Genomic DNA, 12,763 nt, shown 5'->3' with positions numbered 1-12,763 from the left:
GGGCGCCCACATGCATGAAGCCATCCCGCAGCGCGGCGGAATATCCCGACGCGCGGTCCTGGCCGCCGGACTGACCGCCGGCGCCGTCGCGGCGCTCGGGGTGGGGGTTCCGGCCGTGGCCGGGACCTCGGGGGTGACCGCCGACTGGTTCGCGGCCCCCCTGCAGTCCGTACGGCCCCGGTTCCGCTGGTGGTGGCCGGACGGTCTCGTGGACGCGGACGAGATCGCCCGCGAGATCGACCAGATCGCCGACGCGGGATTCGGCGGCGTGGAGATCGCCGCCGTCCACCACAGCATCAAGGACAAGTCGGTCCTGGACACCGCACACCACGGCTGGGGGAGCAGACCCTGGCGGGACGGGGTCGAGTCCGCGCTGCGCCGCGCGGCGAGACGGGGCCTCACCGTCGACATCACCCTCGGCCCCAGCTGGCCCGTCGCCGTCCCCGGCCTCACCCCCGACGACGAGGCCGCCGCCAAGGAACTCGTGCACGGCCGGGCCGCGTTGACCGGCGGGAGCACCTACCAGGGTCCGGTCCCGCCGCCCGTCCACGCCCCGGCCGCGGGCGTGACCCGCCGGCAGCTCCTCGCCGTACAGGCCGCCCGGGTCGAGCCCGCCAACTCGACCCGCAAGGAGACCGGCCTCGACCCCGCGAGCGTCCAGGACCTCACCGCGACCGTCACCGACGGCGCGCTGACCTGGACGGCGCCCGAAGGCGGGGACTGGGTGCTCATCTCCTACTGGGTGCGCGGCTCGGGCCAGCAGCCCGAGTCGGGCCCCCACTCCGCCCCGGCGGCCTACGCCGTCGACCACTTCAGCCCCGCCGGCACGACCGCCGTCACCTCCTACTGGCAGGACCACCTGCTGACCCCGTCCCTGCGGCGCCTGTTGCGGGCCGCGGGCGGCTCCTTCTTCGAGGACTCCGTGGAGCTGGAGACCGACGGCCTGAACTGGACCCCTCTGCTGCCCGAGGCCTTCGAGAAGCACACCGGACGCCCCCTGCTGCCGTACCTGCCCGCCCTCGTCCTCGACAACAGCAACCAAGTCTTCGCCTACGAAGCCCAGTTGACCCGGCAGATCCGGCACGACTTCTGGGAGACCGTCTCGGGTCTCTTCAACCGCAACCACCTCACCGCCCTGCGGGACTGGGCGCACTCCCTCGGCATGACCCTGCGCTCGCAGCCCTACGGCCTCCAGACGGACGCCATCGCCTCGGCCGCGATCCTCGACATCCCCGAGGGCGAGTCGCTCGGCTTCAAGAACCTGGACGACTACCGCTGCCTGGCAGGCGGCCGGGACATGGCCGGACGGACCGTGCTGTCGTGCGAGGCGGGCGCCTACAACGGTTCCGCGTACAGCACGACCTGGGACCGCTTCCTGCGCACCATGGGCGGCGCCTACGCGGCCGGCGTCAACCAGACCGTCCTGCACGGCTTCTCCTACGCCACCGCGCCCGGGGTGAACTGGCCGGGGTTCGCGGCCTTCAGCCCCTACAACGGCACCGCCGGCTACGGCGAGTCATGGGGCCCGCGCCAGCCCACCTGGCGGCACGTGGAGGACATCTCCGGATACCTGGGCCGGGTCCACCAGGTGCTCCAGAGCGGTACCGCGAGAGCGGACGTGGCGGTGTTCCGGCAGACCGGCTACACCGCCACCGGGATCGGCGCCTCCTGGTTCACCGCGGCCGGAGTCCCGCTCGGCTGGACCCACCAGTTCCTCAGCGGTCCCCTCCTCGACCTGCCCTCCGCCACCGTCTCCGGCGGGCGGCTCGCCCCGGACGGCCCCGCCTACAAGGCGCTGTTCGTCGAGGGCGACTTCTTCTACAGCTCGACCCCCACACTCGCCGTCGAGGACGCCCGCAGGATCCTCGCCCTGGCCGAGGCCGGACTCCCCGTGGTCCTGTTCGGCGCCTTCGACCAGGCGCTGACCCCCGGCGTCCCGGACCAGGGCGAGACGGACCGGCTGCGCGGCCTCCTCACCCGGCTGCTCGCCCTGCCCCATGTCGTCCGGGTCACCGACAAGGCGGCGGTCGGCGACGCCCTCGCCGCACTCGGCGTGAGCGCCGACGTACGGCACGCGACCGCGTCCACGCTTCTCAACGCCCACCGGGTCACCGCCGACGCGGACTTCTACTACCTCTGCAACGGCAAGCACGCCGAGACGGTCAAGCCGCCCGTGGCCGCGATCGACCACGACGTCACGCTGCGCCGCACCCACGGCGGCAGGACCGTGCCGTATCTGCTCGATCCCTGGACGGGCGAGGCGACCCGGCTCGCCCGGTACACCGAGGACGGGGACGACATCACCCTGCGTGTCACGCTCCAGCCGGGCCAGACCATGATCGTCGCCCTGGGACGGCCGGGCCTGTTCGGCGACCGCCGGGGAAACAGCCCCCACGCCGAGGCCACCGACGCCGACGCGGTGCTGTTCACCGAGCGCGGGCTGACCGTGCGTGCCCGCACGGCCGGTACCTGGACCACACGCCTGTCCCAGGGCCGCACCGTCACCACCAGGACGCCCGCCGTGCCCGCGCCGATCACACCGGAACGCTGGGAGCTGGACGTCGACGACTGGTTCCCGGGCTCTGACGCGACCCGGACCGAGCACGTCCGGCGCAGCCTCACGCTCGACACGCTGAAGCCCTGGTCGCAGATCCCCGAGCTGGCCGACTCGGCCGGCATCGGCCGGTACCGCACGACGGTGACCCTGCCGGCCGACTGGACGGCGTCCCACGGCGCCGAGTTGGAACTGGGGCAGGTCAGTGACACGTTCCGGGTGAGCGTCAACGGCCGACGGCTGCCCGCGGCCGACCGGCTGCATCCCGTCGTCGACCTCGGGCCCTGGCTGAGGCGCGGCGAGAACACTCTGGAGATCGAGGTGGCGACCCCGCTCATCAACCGGCTCCGGGTCGTGCAGCCCACGGTGTTCGGCGGTGCCGCCCGTCAGGATCACGGTCTGGTGGGGCCGGTCCGGGTGGTGCCGTACGTGGGGGTGCCGGTTCGCTGATGGCGGTGCGGGCGCACCGGGGTTCGCCGGTGCGCCCGCACTCACGGGTGGCGGTCAGCAGTCGTACGCCGTCAGGACGCCCGTCGGCAGTACACGAACAGATGCGGCTCGACGGCGCCCTGGGGGTGGTCCGGGGTGAACTCCACGACCTGCTCGGACTCCACCGTCAGACCCGCGTCGCGCACCACGGCCACGACGTCCTCGGCGGCGAAGCTGGTCGCCCGGACGGGCTGACCCATGAACTCGATCGCCAGGTCCTCCACATCGGCGGGCACGGTGGCGAGCACCAGAAGGCCGCCGGGCCGCAGGGCCCGCGTCAGCCGCCCCAGCACCTCCGACTGCTCGGCGCGGGTCATCTGGAGCAGCGAGAAGTACACGCAGACCGCGTCGAACGAACCCTCCTCCAGCGGCAGTTCACGGATGTCGGCGTGGCGGAACGTGGCCTGCGGCACCTGCCGGGTCGCGAGGTCCACCATGACGGGGGAGACGTCCACGCCCAGCACATCGTGACCGGCGGCGGCCAGTGTCGCCGCCGTGGGGCGGCCGGTCCCGCTGCCGACGTCCAGCACCCGGCTCCCGGGAGCCAGCCCCCCGAGCAGCCACTCCAGCGACGCCAGATGCGCCTCGGAGTGGGCGAACGCCTTCTCGTACGTCGCCCCCAGTGCGTCGAAGACCGCCGCCGCCCGCTGTCCCCTGTCAGCCACTTCGCTCCCCCTCGCGGTTTCCGGCATCGTAGCCCGGCAGTGTCCGACCGGGGCCGGCTTGCGGACGAAAGCCGGGGCAGGGCAGGGTTCGACCGTGGCCACCTTGCTGATCGTGCATCACACGCCCTCGCCGAACTGCCAGGCGATGTTCGAGGCCGTCGTCTCCGGGGCGACGGCGCCGGAGATCGAGGACGTCCGAGTCGTACGGCGCGCGGCCCTGTCCGCCACCGCCTCGGACGTGCTGGAGGCGGACGGCTACCTGCTCGGCACCCCGGCCAACCTCGGCTACATGTCCGGCGCCCTCAAGCACTTCTTCGACCAGATCTACTACCCGTGCCTCGACGAGACGCGCGGCCGACCCTTCGGATGCTACCTCCACGGCGGCAACGACGTCACCGGCGCCCGGCGCGGCATCGAGACGATCACGACGGGACTGGGCTGGCGGCGTGCGGCCGAACCGGTGACGGTCACCGGCGAACCGGGCAAGGCCGACATCGAGGCGTGCTGGGAGCTGGGCGCGACGGTCGCGGCCGGGCTGATGTCCTAGGCGTCCCGGAAGGCGCCCTCCGCGGTACCGCCCGGTGTGATCAGCCCGCTCTCGTAGGCGAGGACGACCGCATGGACGCGGTCGCGCAGCTCCAGCTTCGACAGGATGCGGCCGATGTGCGTCTTCACCGTCGTCGGACTGAGGAACAGCCGCTCCGCGAGCTCGGCGTTGCTGAGCCCCGTCGCCAGCAGCCGCAGCACCTCCAGCTCGCGCGGGGTCAGCCCGGACAGGTCCCGGTGCGGGCCGGATGAGGGCAGCGCTTCCTCCCGCTGGGCGAAGCGCTCGATCAGGCGGCGGGTGATCGTGGGCGCCAGCAGGGCGTCCCCGGACCGCACCAGCCGTACGGCCGCCACCAGATGTTCGGGCGTGACGTCCTTGAGGAGGAAGCCGCTGGCACCGGCGGTGAGCGCGGCGTAGACGTAGTGGTCGAGGTCGTACGTGGTCAGGATGATCACGCGGATCTCGCCCGCGGTGTCTTCGGCGAGGATCCGCCGGGTGGCCTCGATGCCGTCCATGCCCGGCATCCGGATGTCCATGAGGACCACGTCGGGGCGGGTCCGCCGGACCGCGGCGACCGCCTCCGCCCCGTCCGCCGCCTCCGCGGTCACCTCGATGCCGTCCGCGCTCAGGATCATCCCGAACCCGGTCCGTACGAGGGCCTGGTCGTCGGCGATGACCGCCCGCAGCCGGTCGCCGTTCATGTCGGTCACGCCGTTCACCCCGTCAGTCACCCCGGCCACTCCCCACCCGTGCCGTCCGCCGACGAAGGGGCTTGACCGATGCGTCGGCTCGCCGACGAGGCCGCGCCCCTGGTGGGCGGAGCCGACGCCGAGGCCGCTCCATCGTTCGACCGGTCCGCCGCCGAGGCCGATCCGCCCGTACCCCCGTCCGTCGAAGCAGCCCCTCCAGCCGTCCGCCGCCGGCGTCTCTCCGCCCGCCCGTCGCCGCTCACACCGTCCGCCACGGCACCTCCGCCCTGATGCGGAAGCCGCCGGCGAGGGTCGGGACCGCCGTCAGCTCGCCGCCGTAGACCGCGAGGCGCTCGCGCAGACCGATCAGCCCGCGGCCGTTCCCGTCCGCGGGCACCCCGTCGCGGACTCCGCCGCTGTCCATGACCTCGATCTCCAGCCGGTCGCCGGACCAGCCGACGGTGACGACGGCCTCCGCGCCGGGCGCGTGTTTGATGGTGTTGGTCAGCGCCTCCTGGACCACCCGGTACGCCGTGAGGTCCACGCCGGGCGGCAGCGGTTCCGGAGGCAGCGAGACCGCGACGCCGACCGGTGTCCCGGCGGCCCGCACCCGGTCGATCAGCGCGTCCAACTGCCCGAGGCCCGGCTGCGGTGCGAGGCCGTCGGCGGGGGAGTCGGCACGGCCGGTGTCCGACGCGGCCAACAGGCCCATCACGTGCCGGAGTTCGGCCATCGCGGCCCGGCCCCCGGCCTCGACCGCGAGCAGTGCCTCTTTCGACCGCTCGGGGGCCGCGTCCATGACCTTGCGCGCGGCGCCCGCCTGGATGACCATCACGCTCACATTGTGGGTCACGACATCGTGCAACTCGGCGGCTATCCGGGCCCGTTCCTCCGCGACGGCCCTGCGCGTCGCCTCCTCGTGCGTCCGCTCCAGTGCCGCGAACCGGTCCCGGCTGGCCGCGAGCCGCCGCCGCCCGAGCCGGACCACGCTGGCGAGCACCCCGGCCACCAGCAGCACCACCCCGGGACTCGACCAGCCGGGCAGTACCGGCTGTGTCGACCGGAAGGCCACACCGGCGAGGACGGCGGCGATGACGAGGCCGGCCATCGCCCCCACCCGGTGACGGCTGTGCATCACCGCGGTGTATGTGCCGATGACGCAGGTCAGGACGTTGATCCAGGAGGCGTCGTCGCCGATGGCCAGCCCCGCGCAGAGCACCACGGCGAACACGGTCAGCGGAAACCGCCGACGCGCCGCCAGCGGGAGCGCCGACAGCACGACCAGGACCCAGGACGCCGACGAGACCGGCTCCTCGATCCGCGCGCCCGGAAGAACGGGAGGCCGGGGCGGCACCGGCACGCCGTGCTCGAACCTCGACACCTGCACCGGCCCGTCGCCGGGATAGCGCGACGCCACGACCAGCGCGACCACGGTCAGTAGCACGGCGAGCAGCACGTCGAACCACACCGACCGCCGCGACAGCGGACCGCCCCTGGCCTCCGGCCGTAGCGCAGCACGCACCTGCCGACGCCATCCCCGCAGGTACTCCGTCTCCATACGGTCATTGTCGCGGTCCCCGGGCCCGTGGCGCGTCCGCCCTCGCGACCAACGCCCCCTCCGCCGGGCGTACTTCGCAGGGATGACCCCGTCTGCCGGTCCTCCGCACGGAGGGCCGCATCTCGGTGCTCCGGCCGACGCGCCCGCGACCCGTTGTTCCCTACCTTCGCCAAGCCGACAAGGACACGACCCGACGACCGACAGGACGGGCACCTCCCATGACCGCAGTGATCGAACTGAAGGGCGTGGCCAAGCGCTACGACGACGCCGGCGCACCCGCGCTCGGACCGCTCGACCTCTCCGTCGCCCAGGGCGAGGCCCTCGCCGTGACCGGCCCCTCCGGCAGCGGCAAGTCCACGCTGCTGAACCTCGTCGCGGGCCTCGACAAGCCGACCGAGGGCACCGTGACCGTCGCCGGGCAGCAGGTCGACCGGCTCGGCGAGCACGCCCTGGCCCGGTTCCGCCGCGAACGGATCGGCATGGTCTTCCAGTTCTTCAACCTCCTCGACGACCTCACCGTCCTCGACAACATCCAGCTTCCCGCCGAGCTCACCGGGACCTCACGGCGCAGGACGGAGGCGCGGGCACACGAGCTCATGGCGGTGCTGGGCATCGAGAAGCACGCCCGCGCCTACCCCGGCCGGCTCTCCGGCGGCGAACGCCAACGCGTCGCCGTGGCCCGGGCGTTGGTGAACCGGCCCGCCCTGCTGCTGGCCGACGAGCCGACCGGTGCCCTCGACAGCGCCTCGGGCCAGGACGTCCGGGAACTCCTCGTCGACCTGCACCGCGGCGGACAGACCATCGTGCTCGTCACCCACGACCCGGCCCTGGCCGAGGCCTGTGCGAGCCGCACCATCCACCTCGTCGACGGCCATGTCGCCCTCGACTCCCGCGCGCAGGGCGTGCGATGACCGGCCCGCTCGCCCGTGTCGTACGCTCCGGGGTGGGCCGGCGCCGGGTGCAGACGGTCGTCATCGCCATCGCCACGATGATGGCCGTGGCGGCGGCCGTGGTCGCCGGTTCCCTCATGGTCGTCTCGGACGCGCCCTTCGACCACGCCTTCGCCGCGCAGCAAGGCGCCCACCTCACCGCGGAGTTCGATCCGGCCAAGGTCACCGCGCAGCGGCTCGGGACCACCGGGCAACTGGACGGAGTGACCGCGAGCGCGGGGCCGTACCCCGCCACGGTCATCGAGGCGACGGACTCGTCCGGGCGGCAGCCTCCGGCCATGACGCTGGTCGGACGCACCGGCCCGCACGCGGACGTGGACGACCTGGACCTCACGTCCGGCCGGTGGGCGCGGAAGCCGGGCGAGATCGTGCTCAGCTCCTCCTACGAGGGAGCCGCCTTCAAGGTGGGCGACACCCTGACCGCCTCCGGCACGACTCTCACGGTCGTCGGCTTCGCCACCTCGGCCAGCAGGACCGCCGACGTATGGGCAACTCCCGCGCAGGCCAGGGCGCTTGCCTCCAGGGAACACCACGTCACCAGCCAGATGCTCTACCGCTTCGACTCGGCGGGCTCCAAGGGCGACATCGCCGCCGACCGCAAGAAGCTCCTCGCCGCCGTTCCGGCCGGAGCACTGGTCGGCACACAGTCCTACCTCGACACCAAGAGCGCCGCCGACTCGGGCGCCGCTCCGACCATCCCCTTCCTGGTCGCCTTCGGGGTCCTCGGCATCGTCATGTCGGTGATCATCGTCGGCAGCGTCATCAGCGGCGCGGTCGGCACCAGCCTGCGCAGGATCGGCATCCTCAAGGCCATCGGCTTCACTCCGCGCGAGGTCGTCCGCGCCTACGTGGCCCAGGCGCTCATTCCGGCGGTGGTGGGCATCGCGCTCGGCGTCGTCCTCGGCAACCTGCTGGCCGTACCGCTCCTCGACGACACCGAGCAGGCGTACGGCACCGCCACCCTGTCCGTCGCCTGGTGGGTGGATGTCGTGGTACCCGTCGGCGCGCTGCTGGTCGTCGGGATCGCGGCCTTCGTCCCCGCGCTGCGGGCCGGGAGGCTGCGCACGGTCGAGGCCATTGCCGTCGGCCGGGCCCCGCGCACCGGACGGGGCCAGTGGGCACACCGCGCGGCGGGCCGGCTGCCGCTGCCCCGAGCCGTGACCTACGGCCTGGCCGGCCCCTTCGCCCATCCGGTCCGCACGCTCGCGATGCTGCTCGCCGTCGCCTTCGGCACGATCGCCGCGACCTTCGCCGTCGGCCTGACCTCCTCACTGAACGAGGTCAGCGCGATACAGGACCCCGAGGACAGCTCAGCGGTCACCGTCTTCGCCGGCGGTCCGAGCATCGCGGGCGGCGAGCACGTCCCCGCACCGGGCACCCAAGAGCCCGAACCGGCTGACTCCGCGCAGGTCAGCGCCGCCATCAAGGCGCAGGCGGGCACCGCCTCGTACTACGGCCTGGGCCAGGAGGACGCCACCGTGGCCGGGGTCTCCGGAGCCGTCCAGGCGACCCTTTACCAGGGCGACTCCAGCCGCGGCGGCTACGCCATGATCTCCGGTCACTGGCTGACCGGCGCGGGCCAGGTCGTGGTGCCGGGCCGGTTCCTGGACAGCACCGGCACCGAGATCGGCGACACCGTACGCGTGACCGTGGGGAAGGAGACGGCCACCCTGCGGATCGTCGGCGAGGCCTTCGGCACCTCGGACGACGAACTGGAGATCTACGCGAACATGGCGGACTTCCCGACGGCCAAGCCCCGGATGTTCCTGATCGACGTGAAAGAGGGCGTCTCCGCGGTCGCCTACGCCCAGGAGCTCGACGCGAAGACCGAGCCCCTGGGCGCCGACACTCGGGCCAACTCCCCTTCCGAGGGCGACAACTTCATCCTCGTCCTGAACACGATGGCCGCGCTCCTCACCCTGATGCTCGTCTCCGTGGCGGGCCTCGGCGTCCTCAACTCCGTCGTCCTGGACACCCGGGAGCGCGTCCACGACCTGGGCGTGTGCAAGGCGCTCGGCATGTCGCCCCGGCAGACCGTGAGCCTCGTCCTCGCCTCGGTGACCGGCATCGGCGTGCTCGGCGGTCTCGTCGGCGTCCCCGCCGGATACGCGCTGCACGGTTTCGTGCTCCCGGTGATGGGACACACGGCGGGCACCGAACTGCCCAGGTCCGTCCTCGACGTGTACGACACTCCACAACTGCTCCTGCTGGGCCTGGCCGGTCTCGTCATCGCCCTGCTGGGCGCGATGCTCCCGGCGGGCTGGGCGGCCCGGGCCCGGACGGCGACGGCCCTGCGGACGGAGTAGCCGTCACTCCTCCCGGCGCAGGCTGAGAACCAGGTCGCGGGGCAGGCCGTGGGTGTCGTGGAGGTACTCGTAGTCCTCCTCGCCGAGCGGCCCCCGGTACCGCGGCCCGGACAGCAGCCGCCGGCCGCGCTCCAGCAGGCGGTCGAACCGGCGTTCCTCCTCCAGCAGCACGTCACGCACGAGCCCGGTTCCGCAGTCCGGGCGGAAGTGGTCCAGCGTGTGCTGGAGGAGCTCCACCGGCAGGTCGGAGAGGGTGCGGGACGGATCGTCGCGCCGCAGGGTGGTGAGCAGTCGGCGGACGACCCGGCGCAGGACGTAACCGCGCCCGGTGTTGGACGGTCGTACCCCGTCGCCGATCACGACGACACCGGAGCGCAGATGGTCGCAGACCATACGCAGCGACGGCCCGTCGAGGTCCCACAGGGGCGGCAGCAGCCGCATCCAGGGCTCGAACAGATCGGTGTCGTAGACCGAGTCGCGGCCCTGCAACACGGTGACCAAGCGCTCCAGCCCCATGCCGGTGTCGATGCCCGGACGCTGCAGGGGCTGGAGCGAACCGTCCTCCAGGCGCCGGTAGCGCATGACGACGTGGTTCCAGATCTCCACCCAGCGCGGGTCCGTGGTGGGTGTGCCCTGAGGCGGGGTGCCGCCGGTCCAGACGAAGATCTCCGAGTCGGGGCCGCACGGGCCGACCGGCCCGTTGGACCACCAGTTGTCCTCCCGGGTGAGCTCCACGGGTACCCCGAGCTCCTGCCAGGTGCGCAGTGACTCGAGGTCGGGGCCCACCTGCTCGTCACCGCCGAAGACCGTGACGTGGAGTCTGTCGCGGGGGATGCCGAATCCGTCGCGGAGCAGCTCGTGGCCCCAGCGCAGGCTCTGCGAGTGGCCGTAGTCGCCGAGCGACCACGAGCCGAGCATCGCGAACACCGTCAGGTGCGTGGAGTCACCGACCTCGTCGAGATCGGTCGTCCGCAGGCAGCGCTGCACATTGACGAGGCGACGGCCACGGGGATGTGGGCGGCCCTCAAGATGGGGAGTGAGCGGATGCATGCCCGAGGTGGTGAACAGCACCGGGTCCCCGGGCGGTGGCAGCAGGGTGCTGCCGGTGATCAGGTGGTGTCCGCGCTCGCGGTAGAAGTCGGTGAAGACGCCTACGGTGCGTTCCGTGTCCATGGCGGGTGTTCCTTCGGTCTCGTGGGACCGGAAACGACCGCGGGAACAGGCGGCGACCAGAGGTCCTGCACCGGCGGTCCGTTTCCGGCCGCCGGGGGAGTGGGGGGAGGTCAGGCGTCGGCAGCCGGCGAGCTGGTCGCTCGCGCGGCTGCGGTGTGGGTACGGCTGCTGATCTCCATACGGTCAACGGTACGCACAGGCGTCCCGGTCCGTCACTCGGATTTCCCGGAGAGGGCGCCGCCGTAGCCCTTGGACCGCTGTTCCTGCCGTATCAGCGACCGGCCTCCGTGCATCGTGCGCGCCTCGGTCAGCGCGATGCGCAGGGCCGGGCGGATCTCCGGCGGCAGGCTGCCGCGCTCGGGCCAGCGCACGATGTGCTGGGCGACTTCCCGCAGCTTGGTGTTGGTGCGCTGGGACACGGTCTTGAGGACCTCCCACCCCTGCTCGGGACGCAGACCGCTCAACGCGATGACGACACCGATCGCCTGATCCACGACGGCGTGTGAGACAACGGCCTGCCGGAGCTGGGCGACCTCCTCCTGGAGTTCTTCGATCTTCCCGACCAGCTCTTCGCGTTCCGTCATGCACAGCCCTGTCGCCCTCTCCCCCTGTCGCCCGGCGACTCCGACGGTCGCCGCCCGTCCAGCCTGCCCGCCGCGGACCACCACTGACGAGTCACCGGACGCACACCTTGTGACCTGGCAGGACAGAAAACGAAACGCGGTCCGCAGCATCGTGACATTCGAGGGTATGTGCGAAAGAGGAGCCGAGCCGAGAGAGGGAGAACCTGCCTGCGATGGAGACGCTGACCTTCGACAGCGACGACCTGGACCGTACTGAGGAGTTCCTCAGCCAGGCCTACGCGAAGATGCGGATCGGCAACGGCACCCCGGAGAGCAGCCGTGCGCGGATCCACCGCAGCGCCATCGACTCGGTCAGCGTCGACGAACTCGACCTGGACTTCGACATGAGCTACGCCGTCACCCCGCTGGGCCGGATCTGCCTGTGCGTGGTCCACGAGGGCACGATCCAGGACCATGTCCAGCAGGGCGTCTCGGACTCCTTCGGCCCCGGCGACGTGGTGTCCCTCGCCCCGCCCGAGCTGTCCTACGCGGGCCGTGTCCACGCGGCCCGCTACAACATCACCATGCTGGACCCGGAGCTGCTCAGCCAGGTCGCGGCCACCGCCGACCCGCGACGCAGGGAGCCGGTCCGGCTGACCGGACACCGGCCGCACACCCCCGCCGCGGCCGACCGGCTGCGGGAGACCATCCGCTATGTGCAGGAACACGTCCTGTCGGATCCCACCGTCGCCGACCAGCCGCTCGTCGCCTCCACCGCAGCCCAGCACCTGGCCGCGACCGTCCTGGCCACCTTTCCCAACACGGCGTCCACCGACCCCACCGGCTCCGACCGCCAGGACGCCCATCCGGCGGCCCTGCGCCGTGCCGTCGCGCACATGGAGGACAACGCCGACCGGCCTCTCACCGTCGCCCAGATCGCGGAGGCGGCCCATGTCAGCGTCCGCGCGCTGCAGTACGCCTTCCGCCGGCACCTGGACATGACCCCGCTCGCGTACCTCCGTCAGGTCCGCCTGTCCCGCGCCCACGACGAGCTGGCGGCGGCCGACCCCGAGGAGGGAAACACGGTCACGGACATCGCCGCCCGCTGGGGCTTCTACCATCCCGGCCGCTTCGCCACCCTCTACCGGCACTCCTACGAGCGCGCGCCCCGCCGTACCCTGCACAACGGCTGACCTCCGCTCTGCGGCTGGTGACAAAGGGCCCGCCAGGCCCTGCGTTCTTGTGAGCAACCGCCGAGAGGCGCGCCCC

General features: G+C 72.4%; 10 protein-coding genes. 5 read left to right on the top strand and 5 right to left on the bottom strand.

Going from position 1 to position 12,763, the window contains the following annotated elements; translation table 11 throughout:
• Window positions 1-10 precede the first annotated feature (10 nt).
• Entirely contained in the window at window positions 11-3,004 is a 2,994-nt protein-coding gene (locus ABZT02_RS12585; RefSeq protein WP_356016962.1) for a glycosyl hydrolase, read from the top strand.
• 71 nt (window positions 3,005-3,075) lie between these two features.
• Here ABZT02_RS12585 and ABZT02_RS12580 read toward each other — a convergent pair whose 3' ends face one another.
• The gene (locus ABZT02_RS12580) at window positions 3,076-3,708 is read right to left on the bottom strand and encodes a class I SAM-dependent methyltransferase (protein WP_356016960.1); all 633 of its coding nucleotides are present in this window, start codon (window positions 3,706-3,708) and stop codon (window positions 3,076-3,078) included.
• 94 nt (window positions 3,709-3,802) lie between these two features.
• On the opposite strand from ABZT02_RS12580, the gene ABZT02_RS12575 reads away from it, so the two are divergent.
• Window positions 3,803-4,255 carry a flavodoxin family protein gene (locus tag ABZT02_RS12575; RefSeq protein ID WP_356016958.1) on the top strand — a complete coding sequence of 151 codons (453 nt, stop codon included), beginning with the start codon at window positions 3,803-3,805 and terminating at the stop codon, window positions 4,253-4,255.
• Here ABZT02_RS12575 and ABZT02_RS12570 read toward each other — a convergent pair.
• Window positions 4,252-4,956 (bottom strand): response regulator transcription factor, encoded by a 705-nt coding sequence (locus ABZT02_RS12570; RefSeq protein WP_356017139.1) that lies wholly within the window; start codon window positions 4,954-4,956, stop codon window positions 4,252-4,254. The two genes, ABZT02_RS12575 and ABZT02_RS12570, sit on opposite strands and share 4 nt — an antisense overlap.
• A gap of 247 nt (window positions 4,957-5,203) precedes the next feature.
• Window positions 5,204-6,502: a histidine kinase gene (locus ABZT02_RS12565; protein ID WP_356016956.1), complete on the bottom strand. Its 1,299-nt coding sequence runs from the start codon at window positions 6,500-6,502 to the stop codon at window positions 5,204-5,206.
• Window positions 6,503-6,720: 218 nt separating this feature from the next.
• Here ABZT02_RS12565 and ABZT02_RS12560 point away from each other — a divergent pair, with 218 nt between their 5' ends.
• Both ABZT02_RS12560 and ABZT02_RS12555 read left to right on the top strand, forming a co-directional pair.
• Window positions 6,721-7,413 carry an ABC transporter ATP-binding protein gene (locus tag ABZT02_RS12560; protein ID WP_356016954.1) on the top strand — a complete coding sequence of 231 codons (693 nt, stop codon included), beginning with the start codon at window positions 6,721-6,723 and terminating at the stop codon, window positions 7,411-7,413.
• Entirely contained in the window at window positions 7,410-9,758 is a 2,349-nt protein-coding gene (locus ABZT02_RS12555) for an FtsX-like permease family protein (protein WP_356016952.1), read from the top strand. The genes ABZT02_RS12560 and ABZT02_RS12555 overlap by 4 nt, the downstream gene beginning before the upstream one ends.
• Before the next feature lie 3 nt (window positions 9,759-9,761).
• On the opposite strand, the gene ABZT02_RS12550 is transcribed toward ABZT02_RS12555, so the two are convergent.
• Both ABZT02_RS12550 and ABZT02_RS12545 read right to left on the bottom strand, forming a co-directional pair.
• Window positions 9,762-10,931 (bottom strand): alanine--tRNA ligase-related protein, encoded by a 1,170-nt coding sequence (locus ABZT02_RS12550; protein ID WP_356016950.1) that lies wholly within the window; start codon window positions 10,929-10,931, stop codon window positions 9,762-9,764.
• A 212-nt stretch (window positions 10,932-11,143) separates the two neighbouring features.
• Window positions 11,144-11,515 carry an ANTAR domain-containing protein gene (locus tag ABZT02_RS12545; RefSeq protein WP_356016948.1) on the bottom strand — a complete coding sequence of 124 codons (372 nt, stop codon included), beginning with the start codon at window positions 11,513-11,515 and terminating at the stop codon, window positions 11,144-11,146.
• Window positions 11,516-11,727: 212 nt separating this feature from the next.
• Between ABZT02_RS12545 and ABZT02_RS12540 the strand changes: the two genes are divergently transcribed.
• On the top strand, window positions 11,728-12,687 hold the full coding sequence (locus ABZT02_RS12540; RefSeq protein WP_356016946.1) for a helix-turn-helix transcriptional regulator: 960 nt from the start codon (window positions 11,728-11,730) through the stop codon (window positions 12,685-12,687).
• The last annotated feature ends 76 nt before the right edge of the window (window positions 12,688-12,763 follow it).

This window comes from Streptomyces sp. NPDC005402 (assembly GCF_040606575.1).
Lineage (GTDB): Bacteria > Actinomycetota > Actinomycetes > Streptomycetales > Streptomycetaceae > Streptomyces.
This window is presented reverse-complemented; position numbering and strand designations above follow the sequence as displayed.